This is a genomic window from Moraxella catarrhalis, from assembly GCF_001632285.1.
GTDB lineage: Bacteria > Pseudomonadota > Gammaproteobacteria > Pseudomonadales > Moraxellaceae > Moraxella > Moraxella catarrhalis.
The window spans coordinates 67,409-86,233 of the sequence record NZ_LWAH01000016.1; the positions used below are offsets into that span (position 1 = coordinate 67,409).

At 41.1% G+C, this 18,825-nt stretch carries 19 protein-coding genes and 1 tRNA gene; 9 read left to right on the plus strand and 11 right to left on the minus strand.

What is annotated here, in order from left to right; translation table 11 throughout:
* Nucleotides 1-33: 33 nt before the first annotated feature.
* Genes A4U55_RS06705 through tusD form a run of 5 tightly spaced genes read right to left on the minus strand, consistent with a single transcriptional unit; the run spans nt 34 to nt 2,967 of the window.
* The gene (locus A4U55_RS06705) at nt 34-1,428 is read right to left on the minus strand and encodes a DUF3482 domain-containing protein (RefSeq protein WP_063454144.1); all 1,395 of its coding nucleotides are present in this window, start codon (nt 1,426-1,428) and stop codon (nt 34-36) included.
* Between the two features lie 5 nt (nt 1,429-1,433).
* Nucleotides 1,434-1,916, minus strand: a complete 483-nt coding sequence (locus tag A4U55_RS06710; protein WP_003660020.1) for an acyl-CoA thioesterase — start codon at nt 1,914-1,916, stop codon at nt 1,434-1,436.
* Nucleotides 1,917-1,938: 22 nt separating this feature from the next.
* Nucleotides 1,939-2,259: a TusE/DsrC/DsvC family sulfur relay protein gene (locus tag A4U55_RS06715; protein ID WP_003660019.1), complete on the minus strand. Its 321-nt coding sequence runs from the start codon at nt 2,257-2,259 to the stop codon at nt 1,939-1,941.
* 15 nt (nt 2,260-2,274) lie between these two features.
* Complete coding sequence (locus A4U55_RS06720) at nt 2,275-2,580, minus strand: hypothetical protein (protein ID WP_003660018.1); 306 nt, start codon at nt 2,578-2,580, stop codon at nt 2,275-2,277.
* A 9-nt stretch (nt 2,581-2,589) separates the two neighbouring features.
* Nucleotides 2,590-2,967: a sulfurtransferase complex subunit TusD gene (gene tusD, locus A4U55_RS06725; protein WP_003660017.1), complete on the minus strand. Its 378-nt coding sequence runs from the start codon at nt 2,965-2,967 to the stop codon at nt 2,590-2,592.
* Between the two features lie 115 nt (nt 2,968-3,082).
* On the opposite strand from tusD, the gene glnE reads away from it, so the two are divergent.
* The 3 genes from glnE to A4U55_RS06740 all read left to right on the plus strand — a co-directional run bounded on the left by glnE (nt 3,083) and on the right by A4U55_RS06740 (nt 7,336).
* Complete coding sequence (gene glnE / locus A4U55_RS06730; RefSeq protein ID WP_063454145.1) at nt 3,083-5,896, plus strand: bifunctional [glutamate--ammonia ligase]-adenylyl-L-tyrosine phosphorylase/[glutamate--ammonia-ligase] adenylyltransferase; 2,814 nt, start codon at nt 3,083-3,085, stop codon at nt 5,894-5,896.
* A gap of 169 nt (nt 5,897-6,065) precedes the next feature.
* A complete protein-coding gene (locus A4U55_RS06735) occupies nt 6,066-6,998 on the plus strand; it encodes a branched-chain amino acid transaminase (RefSeq protein ID WP_003660015.1) in 933 nt (310 codons plus the stop codon).
* Between the two features lie 152 nt (nt 6,999-7,150).
* Entirely contained in the window at nt 7,151-7,336 is a 186-nt protein-coding gene (locus tag A4U55_RS06740; RefSeq protein ID WP_003666498.1) for an oxidoreductase-like domain-containing protein, read from the plus strand.
* A gap of 22 nt (nt 7,337-7,358) precedes the next feature.
* On the opposite strand, the gene A4U55_RS06745 is transcribed toward A4U55_RS06740, so the two are convergent.
* A tRNA-Leu gene (locus A4U55_RS06745) sits at nt 7,359-7,443 on the minus strand.
* A 320-nt stretch (nt 7,444-7,763) separates the two neighbouring features.
* Here A4U55_RS06745 and A4U55_RS06750 point away from each other — a divergent pair.
* Nucleotides 7,764-8,840 (plus strand): DUF475 domain-containing protein, encoded by a 1,077-nt coding sequence (locus A4U55_RS06750; RefSeq protein WP_003660013.1) that lies wholly within the window; start codon nt 7,764-7,766, stop codon nt 8,838-8,840.
* A gap of 55 nt (nt 8,841-8,895) precedes the next feature.
* Here the strand turns inward: A4U55_RS06750 and maiA are convergent, their stop codons facing one another.
* The 5 genes from maiA to A4U55_RS06780 all read right to left on the minus strand — a co-directional run bounded on the left by maiA (nt 8,896) and on the right by A4U55_RS06780 (nt 14,940).
* Entirely contained in the window at nt 8,896-9,534 is a 639-nt protein-coding gene (gene maiA, locus A4U55_RS06755) for a maleylacetoacetate isomerase (protein WP_003660012.1), read from the minus strand.
* A gap of 148 nt (nt 9,535-9,682) precedes the next feature.
* Nucleotides 9,683-11,032 carry a siroheme synthase CysG gene (gene cysG / locus A4U55_RS06760; RefSeq protein ID WP_063454146.1) on the minus strand — a complete coding sequence of 450 codons (1,350 nt, stop codon included), beginning with the start codon at nt 11,030-11,032 and terminating at the stop codon, nt 9,683-9,685.
* 24 nt (nt 11,033-11,056) lie between these two features.
* A complete protein-coding gene (locus A4U55_RS06765; RefSeq protein ID WP_003660009.1) occupies nt 11,057-11,434 on the minus strand; it encodes a DUF934 domain-containing protein in 378 nt (125 codons plus the stop codon).
* 61 nt (nt 11,435-11,495) lie between these two features.
* A complete protein-coding gene (locus A4U55_RS06770) occupies nt 11,496-13,172 on the minus strand; it encodes a nitrite/sulfite reductase (protein WP_003660008.1) in 1,677 nt (558 codons plus the stop codon).
* A gap of 175 nt (nt 13,173-13,347) precedes the next feature.
* Entirely contained in the window at nt 13,348-14,940 is a 1,593-nt protein-coding gene (locus A4U55_RS06780) for an aminotransferase class I/II-fold pyridoxal phosphate-dependent enzyme (RefSeq protein WP_275297039.1), read from the minus strand.
* Between the two features lie 143 nt (nt 14,941-15,083).
* Between A4U55_RS06780 and msrB the strand changes: the two genes are divergently transcribed.
* From msrB to A4U55_RS06805, 5 genes are all read left to right on the plus strand, one after another.
* On the plus strand, nt 15,084-15,497 hold the full coding sequence (msrB, locus tag A4U55_RS06785; RefSeq protein WP_003669496.1) for a peptide-methionine (R)-S-oxide reductase MsrB: 414 nt from the start codon (nt 15,084-15,086) through the stop codon (nt 15,495-15,497).
* Between the two features lie 348 nt (nt 15,498-15,845).
* The gene (gene carA, locus A4U55_RS06790; protein WP_036344465.1) at nt 15,846-17,066 is read left to right on the plus strand and encodes a glutamine-hydrolyzing carbamoyl-phosphate synthase small subunit; all 1,221 of its coding nucleotides are present in this window, start codon (nt 15,846-15,848) and stop codon (nt 17,064-17,066) included.
* 91 nt (nt 17,067-17,157) lie between these two features.
* Nucleotides 17,158-18,102, plus strand: a complete 945-nt coding sequence (locus tag A4U55_RS06795) for a restriction endonuclease (RefSeq protein WP_063454147.1) — start codon at nt 17,158-17,160, stop codon at nt 18,100-18,102.
* A 91-nt stretch (nt 18,103-18,193) separates the two neighbouring features.
* Nucleotides 18,194-18,493, plus strand: a complete 300-nt coding sequence (locus A4U55_RS06800; RefSeq protein WP_003673204.1) for a hypothetical protein — start codon at nt 18,194-18,196, stop codon at nt 18,491-18,493.
* A 62-nt stretch (nt 18,494-18,555) separates the two neighbouring features.
* A complete protein-coding gene (locus A4U55_RS06805) occupies nt 18,556-18,768 on the plus strand; it encodes a hypothetical protein (protein WP_003662331.1) in 213 nt (70 codons plus the stop codon).
* The last annotated feature ends 57 nt before the right edge of the window (nt 18,769-18,825 follow it).

Here is an 18,825-nt window from a genome sequence, read left to right on the forward strand (position 1 = left end):
GGACTTAAAAATTTGGACATTGATCAAACTTTTTTAGTGATTTATGTCCAGTCTTTGTAAGTGCATCACTAAAATTTCTGCCAAATGTTGTGCCAAGTCTGATCTAAGAGCTGTCTTATCGTCATCATTGTCAGTTAAGCTTGAGTAATTGGGATGGCTGCGTGCTTTTTTGATTGGGCTTGGTAATTTATCGCTCTGCCAAGGTAAATTTTTATCGCTGGCGGTAATATCTAAGAGACTGGCATGCCCACGATGTCTTAGGTGGTGGTGCAGATTTTGGGCACGAGCGGCAAGTAAAGTCATCGTCGGTGCATTAATCATGAGTGTTTGTACGCCCATGGCTTTATCTTTGAGTGTGGTGGAATTGGGCAGCAGTCCACCAATCACACCGCCGATGGCTGTGCCAAGCCCAAGGCTTGCACCCAAAGTCGCCACATCAATGCCTGCACCGATAATCATTCCCGTGACGCTACCGCCTGCTGTGCGTATGCCATACTGAGCCAATAGCTCGCCATCAAACACATCTTGGGTTTGGCTTTTGATATCTGGGCAATCAGAGACGATATTTTGATGATAAAACTGATACAAATTTAATAAGTTATCATGCAAGACAGATTCAGCTTGACGCACTGCATTTTGCATCTGTCTTAATGTCGGTGTCGTATCAGCACCGCTTGCAATTTTTTGGCGATAAGCGGCGACATTGATTAAAAAATCAGCGATCATCTCAGAGCCAATTTCCAGCAGCTCATGCCATGTATCACTGCGTTCTTGCTTGAGCTTTTCGATATTTTGATCGTGGTTGGACAGTAGGCTAAGATTTGACCATAACGCCATTTCATTTTCAAAGTCAAAAGCAACCGTATCAAAGGCATTGACCACATGTAACGCACGCCGTGACAGCATTTCTCGCCAAGCCTGCATATGATGATTGGGGTCATTGATGAAGTTAAAGACTGGCAAAATTGGCGTCCCCGAACCAGCCAAGATGGCAAGCTCATCTTTATATTTACCAAGTACGGGTTCTTTGGCATTAATGATATAAAGTGCAATATCTGCCTCAAGTAAGCTTTTGATGACCTTGGCTTCTTGGCTAAAATCACCCTCTAATCGTGCATCATTATGATGAATTGCTTGTAAAAACACAGATAAGCGTTCCATACCATCTGCACGGCCATCGGTATGATTCTGCAAAAAATCCATCACACCTGTGGCGTCCTCTAATCCTGGTGTGTCATGTAAAGTAATTAGTGGTACATTGTCTTTGCTTAGTATATCAACAGCGACGACATGCCGTGTAGTCGCTGAGGCGTTTTTTACTTCACCAAAATCGCTGTCTCGTAATAAGGTTCTTAGTAGCGATGTTTTGCCGACATTAGTGTGTCCGATGATAGAGATGGTAGTCAGATGAGATGGCGTGGGCATCATAGGTTTTACCAGTCGTGTTGCTGAAGCTTTATGCGTAACTCTTTACGCTTTTTTGCCATTTCGTAGCGTTGTTTGGCAAGAGAATCATCCACAACCAAAGGCGGTACAGGCACAGGCTTACCCGCTTGGTCGACAGCCACCATGCTAAAATAACAACTGTTGGTATGACGTGCTGTGCGAGTTTGGATATTTTCTGCTTCTACGCGTATGCCCACTTCCATCGAAGTGGTGCCGACATGGTTAATACGCGCCAAAAAAGTTACCAGCTCACCAACATAAATCGGCTCTTTAAAAATCACTTGGTCAACCGATAGTGTCACTACATAGCCACCAGCATAACGACTGGCACACGCATAGGCGACTTGGTCAAGCAGCTTTAAGATAGTACCGCCATGCACATTACCTGAAAAGTTCGCCATATCGGGTGTCATCAATACTGTCATGGTCAAATCAGTAGAGGCGATATTTAGGGTGCAAAATCCACTCATAGTAAATCCTAATATTAAGTAATTATAAACAATTTGGTGGCTTGGGTAAGCCTGCAATGCGGTTGACATGCCGAGCAACCAAGCCTGTATTAAACAGTTTTTGTAGCTTTTGATTGCTAATATCAAGGTTGGGCAAGCTTGCCATCAGATACTTAATTAATGGGCGTGTTGATGGACTGTGGTGATAAGTTTCAAAAAAAACACGCACCTCGCCAATGATTTGATAATGCTCGCTTTCAAGTGTTACCCCAATCGTATCCGCAAGTCTTTGTGCGATTTTGGGTGTCCAATCGGTATGATTTTTTAGGTGACCATCGTCATCTAGGCTGGGTAAATGGTTCATAGTGGTGATAATTATCTACTGAAAATAAAGTTTTGAGTCATAGTCATCCAATGCCAAACTGCCTGATTGTAATGATAATTGAATGACCTTATCTAAGGCGTTAACTGCTTGAAAATTATGGTATGCTTTGGGAAGATCATACAGTGCCAAAGACTGTATCATGCCATATATTCGGCTTTTGGGATTATTTAGTAAAACTAAAACTTTTTCACCCAGCTCAATCTGAATATCATGATCAAATGTCGCCAAAGTCAGTGCCAAAGCAATTGCTTCATAGCTGATTAATTCGCTGTCGGTATTGATATGAATTAAAAATTTCATCCATTATCCTTAAAACTGTACCACTGATGTTGTATCATCAATCATCATAGCAAGCTCAGACAGTCCAACCAAAGAAAACGGTGGCAACAGATTATCACCGATTAGCCCATGGCGAGTGGCATTTTGGGCATCACAGACACCTCGAGCCAAAGCGGTACTAACGCAGACGGGCAGGGTGATGCCATGATTATTTGATAATGCTTGCCATTGCTTAGCAACGCTTGGTACATCGGCAGTTTGCCACATCAGTCGATTGGCGGTATAAGCCCCATCGCCATAAAAAAATACCGAAATCTGATTACCCAAGTGTAATTGCTTGGTTGCGTATTCAACTGCAAGTTTGCCTGCATGGCTGTGCGGTGATGAAGTAACAAGTAGTAAAATCATAAATTAAGGTCGCTTTTTAATCAACAAATCATGATAATCGTTTATTATAGCCCAAAAATTGGTGTAAAATAAGCCCAAGTCATTTTTTATTGATATATGATTTTAAGGCGGCTGCATGGTTTCTTTGCATTTTATGCCCAATCAAGCTCAGCTTGACTGCTTATCACTGGCAAGCCCATTTGCATCTCAAATTTATCAAAAACACAGCGATGACGCCCAAGCATTTTTGGGAGAATATGGTTTTGAGCGAAGCTTGTCAAGCTTAGATTTTGATGCATTGGTTCGTCGTTTTGTTGGGCTTGGTAAGACCAATTATCTTGATTTTACCAATGAAGAGATGGTCATGTCAGGACTGCGTAAGCTACGCCAAATGCTGATGCTTAAGTGGATTTGGCAAGATGCCTTGTCGGTGATTTCTTTGGAAGAGTTGACGCATGAGTTGTCTGATTTTGCCGACAGCTGTATCCAGTTTTCAAAGGATTTTGTGTATCACAAGCTGACCAAACGCTATGGCGAGCCTATGATTCGCCAAAAAAATAAAACACTCAAAGATGAACTTGCCATCATCGCTATGGGGAAATTGGGCGCACAAGAGTTGAATTTATCCAGTGATATCGATCTAATTTTTGTGCATATCAATAATGGTGAAACGAACGGCAAAAAAGTCATTGATAATTATAAATTCATGCGTGATCTTGGGCGTGGCATAATTAAGCTTTTGGATAAAAATACCGAACATGGTTTTGTCTTTCGAGTGGATATGCGTCTGCGTCCTTGGGGGGATGGCTCACCGCTGGTGATGCATATGGCGGCATTGGATAAATATTTTAGCCAACATGGGCGGACTTGGGAGCGTTTTGCTTGGCTAAAGGCGCGTGTGGTCAATGACATTAGCGATGAATTTGAACAAACGCTTAACCAATTATCAAGAAATTTTGTGCATCGCTATTATATTGATTATAGTGCGTTTAGTGCATTGCGTGAAATGAAAGCCATGATCATCAATCAGCAAATCCAAAGACAGGATTTGGATAATGTCAAGCTTGGCGTAGGCGGTATTCGTGATATTGAATTTATTGTTCAAGCGTTTGCCCTGATTTATGGCGGTCACCATATTCGTATTGCTGAAAATCCTGCATGTCTTGACTGTTTGACGGTATTAACCGAGCTTGATTATATTGATAATGATGAAAGCAAACAACTGGCAGCGGCGTACCGATTTTTACGCCGTTTAGAACACGCTATCCAAGCACGCTACGACCAACAAACCCAGTGCCTGCCAAGTGATTCTGATGAGATGCTTGCCATCGCACAGACCTTAGGCTATGAGTCGGTTAAGGCATTTCGCTCGGTGCTGGATGCACATCGTCATAATGTCAGCAGACCGTTTGGACGCATGGTAACAGATAGGCAATCCCCCAAGCAAGAAAGCTTGGATATTGCTCAGATTCGGTCGTCATTGGATGATGTGCTGGGGGATAATTCAGCAGTCGTGCTCGATGAGTTTATGAGTTCTCGGTTGGTGACGGGGCTTGATGATGTCGCAAAAGATAGGCTTAATCAGGCCTATCCCATTATCTTACATGCTTTATTGACACACGCCCAAAAAGGCGGTGCGGAGTTGGCAAAAATCGCCTTGCCCAGATTGATTGCGTTACTAGAGGCGATTTGCCGTAGGTCAATTTATTTGGTGATGTTGAGCGAAAATCCAGATGCAACGGTGCGTTTAATCCCAACACTATCGGCAAGCTTATGGATCGCCCGAGAGCTTGCACATCATCCCGTACTGCTTGATACATTCCTTCAAAAGCGTTATCTACATCTGCCTGATAAAGCTGAGCTTACCGATATTCTAAGACAAAGCTTACTTAGAGTAGAACCTTTTGATGATGAAGGCTATTTGACCACCATACGATTATTCAAAAAAACTCAAGTTTTGGCAGTAGCCACCGCCGATGTATTAGGTTTGCGGCACACCATGAAAGTATCTGACAGTTTGACTTATATCGCTGAAGTGGTACTTGAGTCGGCATTGTATCGAGTATTTCATGAGTTGTCTGTCAAGCACGGTTTTCCTTTATTAAATACTCATGAGCGTGCAAGCATCGCTGATTGTGGCTTTGCGATCATTGGTTATGGAAAATTAGGCGGTCTTGAGATGGGTTATGCATCGGATTTGGATTTGGTGTTTTTGCATCGCATTGACGAAAAAAGCGAAACTGATGGCGAAAAGCCAATCAGTGGCATGAAATTTGCTTCTCGCTTGATCCAAAAACTCATGAACTATCTGGCAACCCAAACCCGTGATGGGCGTGCTTATGAGATTGATACACGCTTACGACCCTCAGGCAATGCTGGCGTGCCAGTGATTTCTGCCCACGCTTTTAAGATGTATCAAACAGACAAAGCTTGGGCTTGGGAGCATCAAGCTTTGGTTCGGGCAAGGGGGCTGACGGGCGATGTGTTGGTACTACAAGCATTTGACCATATTCGCAAGCAGGTCTTAACCACGCCCAGACAAGAGACACAGGTACGCCAAAATGTCATTGAAATGCGTCAAAAAATGCAACATCATTTGGGTACAAAAACGATGCGGCGTGCGTATGGCGAGACTGAGCAGTTTAATCTAAAACAAGATTTTGGTGGCCTGATAGATATTGAGTTTTTGGCTCAATTTATGGTGCTTGCCTATGCAAATAAGTACCCAAATTTGGCAATTTGGCCAGATAATGTACGCATTTTTGAGGAAGTTGAAAAAACGGGTATTTGGACCGCCAATCGCTGTCAAAAGCTGACACAAGCGTATTTGGACTTGCGTAAAAAAACCCACGAACTTGCCTTGTCTGAACAAAAAAATATCGTCGATGATCAAGCGTGGCATGAGCTACGCCAATTTGTGCGAGAGGTTTGGGAAGATGTCTTAGGCTGATCAATAACATAGCGGTTAATCCAAAAAATTTATGATGAAAAGTGTGTTTTGACATAATAAAAAGCAATCAATTTGGCTAAGAAAACCATTTTATTATTTTTATGGCATCTGATATAATCGCTTGAGATACTAAATGGTAATAATTTTAACAATCGATATGGAGTAATTTATGAGCATGGCAACCCAAGAAGGCAAAATGTGGCTAGATGGTGCCTTAGTAGAGCAGCCAGATGCTAAGGTGCATGTGCTGACTCACAGCTTACATTATGGCTTGGCGGTGTTTGAAGGGGTGCGTGCGTATCAGACGCCAGATGGGCGTACAGCGATTTTCCGTTTACAAGCGCATACAGAGCGTCTATTAAACTCCGCCAAAATTTTTCAATTAAATTGTACTTATGGCTTTGATGAGCTTGTCCAAGCTCAAAAAGATGTTGTGCGTCTAAATAATTTGGCATCAGCATACATTCGTCCATTGATTTGGGTGGGTTCTGAAAAGCTTGGTATCGCTGCCAAAGATAATACCATTCATGCTGCGATTGCTGCATGGCATTGGGGCGCTTATTTGGGCGAAGAAGGTATTAAAAAAGGCATCCGTGTTAAAACCTCAAGCTATACCCATCATCACCCAAATATAACCATGTGCAAGGCAAAAGCTGCCAGTAATTATCCTGTCTCAATCCTAGCCAACCAAGAGGTGACTCGTAATGGCTATGATGAAGCCATCTTAATGGATCCACAAGGTTTTGTCTGTCAAGGTTCTGGCGAGAACCTATTTTTGGTCAAAAATGGCGAGCTACATACCCCTGACTTATCAGGCGGTGCGCTCGATGGCATTACACGCCGCACGATTATTGAGTTTGCCAAAGATTTGGGCATTAAGGTCATCGAGCGTCGTATTACTCGTGATGAGTTTTATTTGGCAGATGAGGTGTTTATGACTGGTACAGCAGCTGAAGTGACACCGATTCGTGAATATGATGATCGTATGATAGGCAATGGTGGTCGTGGTGAATTGACCGAACAACTACAAACTTTGTATTTTGATGTTGTTCAAGGTCGCAGCGATAAGTATCAGCATTGGTTAAGCTATATCGATGAATGATCAGCCATTGCAATCATATCAATCATCTTGAGATTGGTCTTGACAGATTTCTTAATAGTCTTATTAACAGTTAAAAGGCGCTTTGGGTAACTTAAGCGCTTTTTAACTTTAATCAAATTTTAAAATACAAAGGTTAAAATACAAACAGGTTGATGATGAGTCAAAGTGATTTTAATGAAATATTGCTACCTAAACCTGAATATCCTGAAGCATGGGAATGCTGCGGCAGCGAGTGCGGAGATTACTGTGTTTATGAGATTTATCGGCGTGATAAGATAGACTATGATGCACAACAAAAACGCCTTAAGGAATTTTTGGACAAAAAAACAGCTGAATGATTTGCTGTTTTTATTTAATCAATGGTGGGGACGGAGAGACTCGAACTCTCACACCTTGCGGCGCTGGAACCTAAATCCAGTGCGTCTACCAATTCCGCCACGTCCCCAAATTTGGTTATAAGTTTTACTCGTTTGTGTGCTATTATAGCGGATTTTTATCATTTGACAAGCATTTTATGCAAATTTTATTTTTTCAGGGATTTGACATATTGTTATGCTTAATTTTGACAAGTCATCGTGGTATTGCTGGTATTGATGATAGATCTGACATATTCGTCGATTGATTGGTACGGAATTTAGCGGTATAATTATTCTTAAGTCAATTGCAAATCCTGTCGCTCGGTAGTGATGTTCTCTGGGCGATTTTTTTGATAATTATTTTTAATACAATCTAAATAATTAATTTTAATATAATATAAAGGCAGTTATGCGACATTTTTTATTTGATATCATTTTCACTTTTGTCTGTTTGGTGATTGCAGCATGGTGGGGGTATAGCCATGGTGGCATCTCTGAGATGTTTTTGGCACTGGGTATTACAGCAATTTTGGCAATCATGGAGATTTCATTATCATTTGATAATGCCGTGGTGAATGCCTCTATTTTAAAGGGTTGGAATGATTTTTGGAAAAAGATTTTTTTGACTGTAGGCATTTTGATCGCAGTTTTTGGGATGCGATTGATATTTCCAATCGCCATTGTCGCAGTAACTGCCAATTTGGGTATGGGTGAGGTGATTCATCTGGCGTTGAATAATCCAGTCCAGTATGCCGAGCATCTTAATGCACATCATGCCGAAATCTCAGCATTTGGAGGAATGTTTTTATTGCTGGTGTTCTTAAATTTTATGTTTGGCGATAAGGATGTGCATTGGTTTAAGTGGCTAGAGTCTCGCTTGGTCAAGTTTAGTAAAGTAGACGCCATGAGTGTGTTTGTTGCGTTGGTTGTTTTGATGATCTCTATGAGCTGGGTAGAAGAAGCAAAGCAAGGCGTCGTCATGGTCGCAGGCATTTGGGGGATTTTGGTCTATTTGGGGGTGAGTGTACTATCGGCACTCCTAGAGGGTGATGGTGACGATAAGGCGGCGGTATATGACGCAAAAGGCCGTGAGATCACAAATACCGCTGGCGTATCATCCACAATCCTAAAGGGTGGTATTGCAGGCTTTTTATATCTTGAGGTGCTTGATGCGTCTTTTAGTTTTGATGGTGTCATTGGTGCCTTTGCTATCACTAATGATGTGATCGTCATTATGATTGGCTTGGCTATCGGTGCGATGTTTGTTCGTTCTATGACGATTTATTTGGTAAACAAAGGGACTTTAAGCGATTTTATTTATTTGGAACATGGTGCACATTATGCCATCGGGGCGCTTGCCATCATTATGTTGCTATCGACACGGTTTCATGTGCCTGAGATTATCACTGGATTGATTGGCGTTGCATTTATTGTGTTGTCAGTATTTAATTCGATTCAATACAATAAAAGACATGCCAACAGTTAAGCCATCAAAAGCCAGTGTTTTACTGGCTTTTTTAATTGGATTTTTAATTAACCAATCATTCAACAGCATCTTCTTGATTTTTTGGCATAGCAGCAATAAAGGCAGGCTGAGTGTTGGCATATTCATAAATTCGGCAAAGTGTTGGATAGGCACTCAGATCCACATTAAAGCGAATGGCGTTGTACATTTGAGGAATTAAAAAACAATCAGCAAAGGTTGGTGTATCACCAAAGCAATATCGACCTGCCGTTTGGCTTAATGTTGTCTCTAAGGCATCAAAGCCCAACTGTATCCAATGTGCGTACCAAGCATTAACACCAGTTGCATCCAAGTGTAGCTTATTTTTTAGATAATTTAATACTCTTAAATTATTGAGTGGATGGATATCGCAAGCGATGTGCTGCACCACACTTAAAATCTCGGCTTTTTTGGCAGGGTCGCTGGGCAGTAGGGCGGGTGTGGGGTGCTTATCCTCAAGAAGTAGCATGATGGCAAATGACTGACCATAGCTACCAGAATCATCCTCCCATGCAGGTACAAGACCTTGGGGGTTGGTTTGGTGATATGCTTTGGTTGTTTGCTGTGATTGCTTTAGATTGATGAAATTTTTTTGGTACGACAAACCTTTTAATGCCAAAAAAATTCGGACACGATAAGCGGCCGAGCTGCGAAAATAAGTGTGTAAAGTTGCCAAATTAAAAATCCTTTTATCAGTGATTAAGCGGTTTTGATAAATTCATAACATCCAATCAAGCTGTTATTATTACTGATATTGATGAATTTTTCAATCAAAATCAACTCAGTTTTTATGAGTTACTCAAAACTTGGGCAAATTTGGATGATTATGGCTGATACAAATCGACCACATGACCGACAATAATAATGGCAGGTGTGATAAGATTGGATTGATGCTTTTTATCAATAATATCTGTCAGTGTACCTGTTAGCACCTGCTGGGTGGGTAGGCTGGCATTTGAGATGATGGCGATGGGTAAATCATTTGGCAGGCCAGCACTGATTAAAGAATCAATAATTTTAGTCAGTGCGTGCAGACCCATATAAAACACCAAAGTCTCATCAGTTTGGTAAGTACTATTTAGACCATTAAACGGCTCATTTGTTTGATAACAACCCGTCAAAAATCGTACAGAAGTTGCGATACCACGGTGTGTGAGTGGTATGCCTGCATAACTGCTTGCCGCCAACGCAGCTGTAATCCCACTGACCACCTGATAGGGTATATGGGCAGCTTGGCAGGCGAGCATCTCTTCACCGCCTCGCCCAAAGACAAATGGATCACCACCTTTTAGGCGTAATACCCGATGCCCCTGTTTGGCATAATCAACTAATAGTTGGTTGATTTCATCTTGAGTTTTGGTGTGATCTTTTCTTTTTTTGCCCACAAAAATCTTTTGGCTATCACGGCGACAAAGCTCTAAAATGTCATTTGATACCAGTGCGTCATAAAGTACGATATCTGCTTGTTGCATGAGCCTGAGTGCCTTAAAAGTCAATAAATCTGGATCGCCTACCCCTGCACCCACAATATAGACCTCACCCAAGCGGGTATCATGATTTTTAAATTGATTAAGCTCATCGCTGAGTGTGCCAATTGTTTCATCTTTTAAGGCACGATCAAAAATTGACTCCCAAAAATATCGGCGTTCAGTGATGGTGGGTAGAGAGTTTTTGATGGTATCTCGAAATTTACCTGCTTTGTCTGCAAGCTCTCCTAAGCGACTGGGCAATGATGATTCAATTTTGGCTCTAATCAAGCGTGCAAGTACAGGCGCTTTGCCATTACTGGATACACCAATCACGATTGGGTTTCTATCTACAATAGCAGGAAAAATATAATCACACAAATCTGGCGTATCGACAATATTAACCGGCACACCATACGCTTTTGATGCACGATGAATGACCAAATTTACTTCATGGTCATCGGTTGCACCGATCACTAAAGTGGGTGTATGCTGATTAAGATCGATTGGTTCAAAGGATTTTTGAAAAAATACATGATGATGAGACTGTAAAAAATCCAAAAATTCAGCCTCAAAATGTTTCGCAATCACCACAAGCTTTGCTTTAGCCTTTGCCATTAATTGTGCTTTTCGGTAGGCGATATCGCCCCCACCGACAATCAGCACGGTTTTGTTATTTAGGTTAAAAAATAATGGCAAAGTATTCATAATGCTCACTTTATTATTTTAATATTAACTAAATAACGGTAAGTGACTAACAGCCTTACCATCATAACCAGTTGCCAAATCTTGCAAAGTTTTTGTTAGTGTCTCAACATTGGTTTCATCGACCAAAAATGCCGTCGCACCAGATTTGACAAAGTAATTGGCCTGATCAAGGGCAAATTCACCGCCTACAATAATCTCACCTTGAAAACCTTGATGTCTAGTATGGCGAATTAGGCTAAAAATACGACCGTCCATAAAGTTAGCAACCAAAAAAATAAGGCAATCTTGGTGAGCGATGGCAGATTCAATGTCATTGGGCGTTGCGTCAGCTGTCAGTGCTTGGCTTAGATCAAGCGTGGCAGGTTCTGAATTGGTATGGCGATCAACTTTGATTGTACTCATGATTTATCCTGAATATAAAAAATTTATATATTTTATATTATCTTAAATATTTATGAGATAATTAGTGATAGACAGCTGTTTTAAAGGGTGTTATACCAAGTCTTTCAATGACTTGAGCGAAGCTTTCGATATGTCCATGGCTTTCTATACGCTCATTTTTATAGACATTTACAATGGTGGCGATGGTTTGAGCAACTTCGTCAGCAGCGACAGCACGCCCAAGGATTTGCCCCAATTTGGCATGCTCGCCTGAATTGCCGCCCAAGCTAATTTGATACCAATGCTCGCCTTTTTTATCAACACCTAAGATACCAATATCGCCCACATGATGATGTGCACATGCATTCATACAGCCTGACATATTTAAGCGAATGTTGCCTAAGTCATACAGATAGTCTAAGTCATTGAATTGTTTTTCGATGGATTCGGCGATATTGTGGGTGGTGGCATTGGCAAGCGCACAATAATCAAAGCCAGGGCAGACGATCATATCGGTTAAAGTGCCGATATTGGCACGAGCAAGGTCAAGTGCACTTAATTTTTGCCAAAGTATGTATAAATCAGTTATTTTAACATCGCTAAGTACCAAATTTTGCTGATGTGTGGCACGAATCTCGCCCAAGCTGTATTCATCTGCCAAATCTGCCAGTGCAAACATTTGTGCATCGGTAATGTCGCCTGCAGGCACATAGTTACCATCAACAACGCCAGCCTTTAATGAGATGACAACGGCTTTATAGCCATTGATTTTGTGGGCAACAGTGTTATGCTCATACCAATTGTAAAAATCCTTATCAGCCAAAAACTCATCTAACTGTGTTTGTACTGCCAAGCGATCAATCTGCTCATAAGCTGGGGTAGTAAAATAGCTTTCGGCTTTAGCAAAATGTGCCTCACTTAATGTCAAATCACCATCTTTTAAAGTTTGCCATTCATCATTGACTTTTTGGATAAAGGTATCTTTGCCTAAGCTTTCTACCAAAATTTTGATGCGTGCTTTATATTTATTATCTCGGCGACCTTCTAAATTATAAACACGCAAAATGGCATCAAGATAACTCAGCAAATGCCTGCGTGGTAAAAATTCATGAATCAACTTCCCGATAATCGGTGTGCGACCCAAGCCACCGCCAACAATGACCTCAAAACCGATTTCGCCGTCACGCTCCACCAAATGTAGACCGATGTCATGCACCTGTGTGGCAGCACGGTCAGTTCTTGTGCCGATGACGGCAATTTTAAATTTGCGTGGCAAAAAGGCAAATTCAGGATGAAAAGTACTCCATTGGCGGATAATTTCGCAATAAGGGCGTGGGTCGGCAATCTCCTCGGCATGAATGCCAGCATAAGGGTCGGTGGTGGTGTTGCGAATACAGTTACCTGAAGTTTGAATGGTATGCATTTGATTGGCAGCTAATTTTGCCAAAATATCAGGCACTTCTTCAAGTTTTACCCAGTTTAATTGTAAATTGGTGCGTGTGGTAAAATGCCCATAACCTTTATCATAATCACGTGCAATCTCTGCCAAAGTACGCAGCTGATGACTGCTCATTAAGCCATAAGGAATCGCAATACGCAGCATTGGCGCATGACGCTGAATATAAAGACCATTTTGCAGACGCAAAGGTAAAAATTGCTCTTCAGGCAGCTCACCTGATAAAAAGCGTTCAGTTTGGCTGCGAAATTGTGACACCCGCTCATCGACGAGCTTTTGGTCGGCATAGCTGTATTGGTACATTCATATATCCTATTTTGGCTTAGCTGATTTGTTTTGCATTATGTTAAGTGTTTGATACCAAAAATTTAAATTCAAAAATGGAATATGGGTAGTGATTTTGGGGATATTATCGCCATGACCAATCATAAAAAACGCCCCATGTAAAAGCCAAGGCGTTTTTATCATGACTGATGGGTTAATTTGTTCCAAATTCTCGACGCTTTTTGGCAAAAAAACGATCCAATCTGTCCATGGCATCTTCTAAATCAATAAGATTTGGTAAAAATACGACTCGGAAATGATCGGGCTGATCCCAGTTAAATCCTGTACCTTGGATTATCAATACTTTCTCTTCAATGAGTAGATCCATCATAAATTTCATATCATTATCGATAGGGTAGATATCACGGTCAATCTTAGCAAAGCAATAAAATGCACCTTGGGGCATGGTGCAGCTGATGCCTTTGATGGCATTCAGACGCTCAACCGCTAAATTACGCTGCTTATATAAGCGTCCTGTCGGTGCAGTCAAAGCTTGCATTGATTGATAGCCGCCCATGGCTGTTTGGATGGCGTATTGGGCGGGAACATTGGCACACAGACGCATACTTGCCAGCATGGTCAGCCCTTCAATAAAATCGGTGGCATGGTGTTTTTTGCCCGAAACCATAAGCCAGCCTGCGCGATAGCCTGCAATGCGATGTGACTTGGATAGCCCATTATAGGTTAGAACCAAACAATCATTTGTGATTGTACACATGGGGGTATGCGTGACGCCATCATATAAAATGCGGTCATAAATTTCATCTGCCATAATCACCAAATCATATTTTTTGGCAAGTGCAGCAATGCTTTTTAGGATTTCATCAGTATAGACCGCACCTGTTGGATTATTGGGGTTAATGATAACAATACCCTTGGTGCGTGATGTGATTTTGCTTTCAATGTCTTTTAAGTCTGGTTGCCAATGATCATCTTCAAGACAGCGATAATGTACCGCTTTACCGCCTGCTAAATTTGCCGCTGCCGTCCACAAAGGATAATCAGGCATCGGAATTAAAATCTCATCATCGTCATCAAGTAGCGCTTGCATGGTCATGACAATCAATTCACTGACACCATTACCGATATAAACATCATTGACATCTATCGCAGATAACAGCCCCTTGCCTTGATAATATTGCAATATCGCTTTTCTGGCGGAAAAAATTCCTTGAGAATCAGAATATCCAGATGCTTCAGGCAAATTAAGTGCCACATCACGAACAATTTCTTCAGGAGCTAATAGCCCAAAAGGGGCAGGATTACCGATGTTGAGCTTAATAATCCGCTGGCCTTCAGCTTCCATACGGTTGGCGGTTTGTAATAACTCACCACGAATATCGTAGCAAACATTGGCAAGTTTATTGGATTTTTTTAAGGGCTTGGTTTGGGGCATGATGGCGTATTCCGATGATAAAATAATGGGCGTTTGATTAACAGATGATTTGATGAGGGTTGATTTTGGCCAAATTTCATTAACGGTTTTTTGTTTGGTTGTCTGTAAGGTCAAATGATCACCACTTATAAGATAACTTTCACTGACACCTAAAGCTACCGCTAATATGGGTAATTTACTCATGACAATGCCATTTTTACCGCATTCCCAATTGGCGATCGCACCACGACTGACAGGCACGCCAAGCTCACTCATCTTAGATGCCAAGGCTTCAGCTGATAGCCCCAAAGCTTTTCGCCGTAATTTTAGTCGCAAACCTTGTTTTATGATGGTATTTTGTGGGTCATTCATGGTAATATATCCTGTATTGCAATTGATGATTTTATGCCATAAAATCATCAATTGCAAGTTATACTTTACAAATTTGATTAATGAATTAAGATTTTGATATGCAAGTAAATCTTGCATACTGATGAAATTTGAAGGAGTGAGTGATGAATCCGCTTGACAAAGCAGTGATAAATACGATGAGTGAGGCAGATTGGCAAAATCGCTTGGATGATTTGTCGTATTATGTCCTAAGACAAAAAGGCACCGAGCAAGCTTTCACAGGGCTTTATACCGATACCGAAGTGGAGGGTATTTATCGCTGTAAGGGTTGTCATACGCCACTATTTGATAGCAGTGCCAAATTTCATTCAGGTTGCGGCTGGCCAAGTTTTGATAAGGTTATCGGCGATAATGTCGTTGATGAAACGCTGGATTTATCGCATGGGATGCGTCGCATCGAAGTCACTTGCCATCATTGTGGTGGGCATTTGGGTCATGTTTTTCCAGATAATTATGTCACCGATACGGGGCTTAGATATTGTATTAATTCAGCAGCGGTTGTACTTGATAAAACCTAAAGCGATTTTAATCTATATGTTGAGTAAAAATTTTTAGTCAAAATATGGATTAAAATATAGATTTTTTGTATTTTTTTATATATAATAAGCAAAATCTACGATGAGCGAGTGATTATGAATCCACATAACTTTATCTTGGCAGAGACGCAGGGTGAGTTATTTGTTTTAATCATTCGCTTTTTTGTGGAAAAAATCAGACAGTAATGATAATTTTTTAGCGGTCAATCGCTAAAAAATTTTATCTAAAATTTGGTAAATTGCAAATTGCTTAATAATTAATTTATAATATTTTATCATATAAAAGTTTAATACTAATAAAAAATTCGGGTGAAATTCATGACAGCTCAAATAGCAAAAAAAGCCATTTTAGCCCTCGCTGACGGTACAATTTTTCACGGCATCAGCATTGGTGCAATGGGCAGTAGCGTTGGCGAAGTGGTATTTAACACCGCCATGACAGGCTATCAAGAAATCCTAACCGACCCAAGTTACGCCAAACAGCTGGTTACCTTAACCTACCCACACATTGGCAACACAGGCACCAACAGCGAAGATGGCGAGTCTGGCAGTGAACATCGCATTTGGGCATCAGGGCTGATTATCCGTGATGCCACCATCATCAGTTCAAGTTTTCGCAACGATGAATCACTCACCGACTTTTTACAACGCCATGACACCGTTGCCATTGCCGAAATTGACACCCGAAAGCTGACCCGAATTTTGCGTGATAAAGGGGCTCAGCACGGTTGTATTTATGCCATAGACAGCGACACGGACATCACAGCTGACGATGAAAACAAAGCGGTGCAACTTGCCAAAGAGTTTGCAGGCTTGACGGGGCTTGATTTGGCAAAAGAATGCTGCCACCCACAAGGATTTGAATGGGTAGAAGGCACTTGGGAACTTGCTGACAACCCTGCCGCCACCGCCAAATATGGCAAAACAGACAGCCCAACAGGCGGGTATTTTAAACAGCTTGGCAAACACATTAGTAAAAAATTTCATGTGGTTGCCTATGATTTTGGCACAAAAACCAACATTCTACGCATGCTGGTGGATAGGGGTTGTCATGTGACGGTTGTCCCTGCCCAAACACCAATTAGCGAGGTTTTGGCAAAAAACCCTGATGGTATTTTTCTCTCCAACGGCCCTGCTGACCCTGCCGCCTGCACCTATGCCATTGACAATATCAAGCACATCATTGAGCAAACGGAGATTCCAACTTTTGGTATCTGTTTGGGGCATCAATTATTGGGCCTGGCCAGTGGGGCAAAAACCATCAAAATGAAATCGGGGCATCATGGGGCAAACCACCCTGTGCAAAATTTGGCAGATGGTACGGTGATGATCACATCACAAAACCATGGCTTTGCCATTGATGAAGCGACCTTACCTGCCAATGTTAAAGCCACGCATCGCTCACTGTTTGATGGCACAAATCAAGGCATTGAGTTGACCGATAAACCTGCATTTGGCTTTCAAGGACACCCAGAAGCCAGCCCCGGTCCACATGATTGTTCGGTGTTGTTTGATAGATTCATTATGGAAATGCAAAAGGCGAAAGTGTGAATTTGGGCAGTGACATTTTGAACGGTAAATTGGGTGAATTTGCTTTATGGAACGCACCATCTAAAATAACTTGCTCTTTTGGAAAGCTGTTATGAATTTTAATAATCGTGAATACCGTGATAAATGCCGTGCTTTAACATTAAAGCTGATGAGTGATAATAAAGTTCGTAAACGCCAAGAGATTTATCAAGGTGTCATTCAATTGGGGGAATTTTCTGATGAAATTTTAACTTTGCGTTTTAACAGTGGTCAGCCAAAAGTAGAAAATGCCATCGCTTGGTCAATCAGTTCTCGAACCAAAGCAGGCATCTTAAATCGCATCAGTAAAGCCACCTATCAAATCACACCCATTGGTTTAAAAATGGCGACACTGTGGCAAAATAAAACACACATTAGCGAAAAACTGTATGATGAAGCTAGTTTACCTGATTGGAAAAGTTATTTAAAAAGCAGAGCAGAAATTAAACGCAAGAAAAAACTGTCAGATAAGACCAGCATTGAAACTGATGATAATGATGACATGGATTTTGAAACCCAAGCCAAAAATGCCATTAAAAATCTTGAAACAGAAATTTCAGTTGAACTGTTAAATAAATTACAAAAAGGCACGCCTTTATTTTTTGAAAAATCGGTATTAAAGTTATTGCTTGCCATGGGATATGGCGGTAAAGAAAACTTGTTTGAACATACTGGCAAATCACACGATGGTGGCATTGATGGGGTCATCAAACAAGACCCATTAGGCATTCAAAATATCTACATTCAAGCCAAAAGATATGCCAGTGATAACATGATTGGTTCAAAAGAATTACAATCCTTTTCAGGGGCATTACAGGGCAATGGCGTGGAACGGGGTGTGTTTATCACCACATCATCATTCACCAAATCCGCCCAAGGATTTTCTCAAAAATTATTGGGCAGAATTGTCCTGATTGGTGGACAAGAGCTGGTTGGTTTAATGATTAAATATAAAGTGGGCATTCGAGTCAAAGAAGTGCTTGAAATTTGTGAAATTGATGAAGATTTTTTTGAATGAATATGCCCATCATGTTTGCTGACAAATTCAACCTCACTCTTGAACAAAATCGGTTTTTGGCGAAAAAAACATCGTTGAAGTCATTCACAGCATGTCACGCTTGGAAAATATCAATACCACTTTTCCCCAGAGCAAAACCATGATTGATGGCATGAGTGTGAGCGGCATTTCAACCCATGACATGCAAGTGCTGTTAAATCTAAAAAATGCGTGGCAATTTATTTTATCATCGGACAGTCAATTTGACTTGGCATTTGCGTGCAAAGTCAATGGTTTTGTGGCATACAATGAAAGTTTGGCGTGGGGCGAGCTAAGAACTGGCAATGTTTGCATTAGTGGCGTGAGTTTTGTGCCAGACATTCTGCTTAAAACAAGGTTGAGCAAGCGTTAAATGAATTGAATCACTTACCCATATCAAACACACATCATATTTTAAGAACCATGTATTATATGATGCGACATCAATTATTTTGGGACGGTAATAAACGCATAGCAATGATTTGTGCCAATTACGAACTTATCATGGCAGGTTGTGGCATGTTAAATATCAATGAAAATCAACTTGAAACATGGCATACATTATTATCAGCATTTTATGAAAGCAATGATGATAACAAGATTGTGGCGTGGACTTATGAGAATTGTTTATATGGCATGACAGTCTAAAACATCATTCATTAAAAATACCATTAATCCGATTTATATTTTTAATTTCAATGGAAA

Bases quoted from the DNA above. Each gene is read 5' to 3' on its own strand.
- A4U55_RS06770 (WP_003660008.1), bottom strand. From the start codon at position 13,172: ATGTACCAATACAGCTATGCCGACCAAAAGCTCGTCGATGAGCGGGTG.
- A4U55_RS06710 (WP_003660020.1), bottom strand. From the start codon at position 1,916: ATGAGTGGATTTTGCACCCTAAATATCGCCTCTACTGATTTGACCATG.
- A4U55_RS06740 (WP_003666498.1), top strand. From the start codon at position 7,151: ATGATGAGTCAAAGTGATTTTAATGAAATATTGCTACCTAAACCTGAA.
- A4U55_RS06715 (WP_003660019.1), bottom strand. From the start codon at position 2,259: ATGAACCATTTACCCAGCCTAGATGACGATGGTCACCTAAAAAATCAT.
- tusD (WP_003660017.1), bottom strand. From the start codon at position 2,967: ATGATTTTACTACTTGTTACTTCATCACCGCACAGCCATGCAGGCAAA.
- A4U55_RS06750 (WP_003660013.1), top strand. From the start codon at position 7,764: ATGCGACATTTTTTATTTGATATCATTTTCACTTTTGTCTGTTTGGTG.
- msrB (WP_003669496.1), top strand. From the start codon at position 15,084: ATGAATCCGCTTGACAAAGCAGTGATAAATACGATGAGTGAGGCAGAT.
- glnE (WP_063454145.1), top strand. From the start codon at position 3,083: ATGGTTTCTTTGCATTTTATGCCCAATCAAGCTCAGCTTGACTGCTTA.
- A4U55_RS06780 (WP_275297039.1), bottom strand. From the start codon at position 14,940: ATGAATGACCCACAAAATACCATCATAAAACAAGGTTTGCGACTAAAA.
- cysG (WP_063454146.1), bottom strand. From the start codon at position 11,032: ATGAATACTTTGCCATTATTTTTTAACCTAAATAACAAAACCGTGCTG.
- A4U55_RS06735 (WP_003660015.1), top strand. From the start codon at position 6,066: ATGAGCATGGCAACCCAAGAAGGCAAAATGTGGCTAGATGGTGCCTTA.
- A4U55_RS06720 (WP_003660018.1), bottom strand. From the start codon at position 2,580: ATGAAATTTTTAATTCATATCAATACCGACAGCGAATTAATCAGCTAT.
- A4U55_RS06800 (WP_003673204.1), top strand. From the start codon at position 18,194: ATGTCACGCTTGGAAAATATCAATACCACTTTTCCCCAGAGCAAAACC.
- A4U55_RS06765 (WP_003660009.1), bottom strand. From the start codon at position 11,434: ATGAGTACAATCAAAGTTGATCGCCATACCAATTCAGAACCTGCCACG.
- A4U55_RS06705 (WP_063454144.1), bottom strand. From the start codon at position 1,428: ATGATGCCCACGCCATCTCATCTGACTACCATCTCTATCATCGGACAC.
- A4U55_RS06795 (WP_063454147.1), top strand. From the start codon at position 17,158: ATGAATTTTAATAATCGTGAATACCGTGATAAATGCCGTGCTTTAACA.
- A4U55_RS06805 (WP_003662331.1), top strand. From the start codon at position 18,556: ATGCGACATCAATTATTTTGGGACGGTAATAAACGCATAGCAATGATT.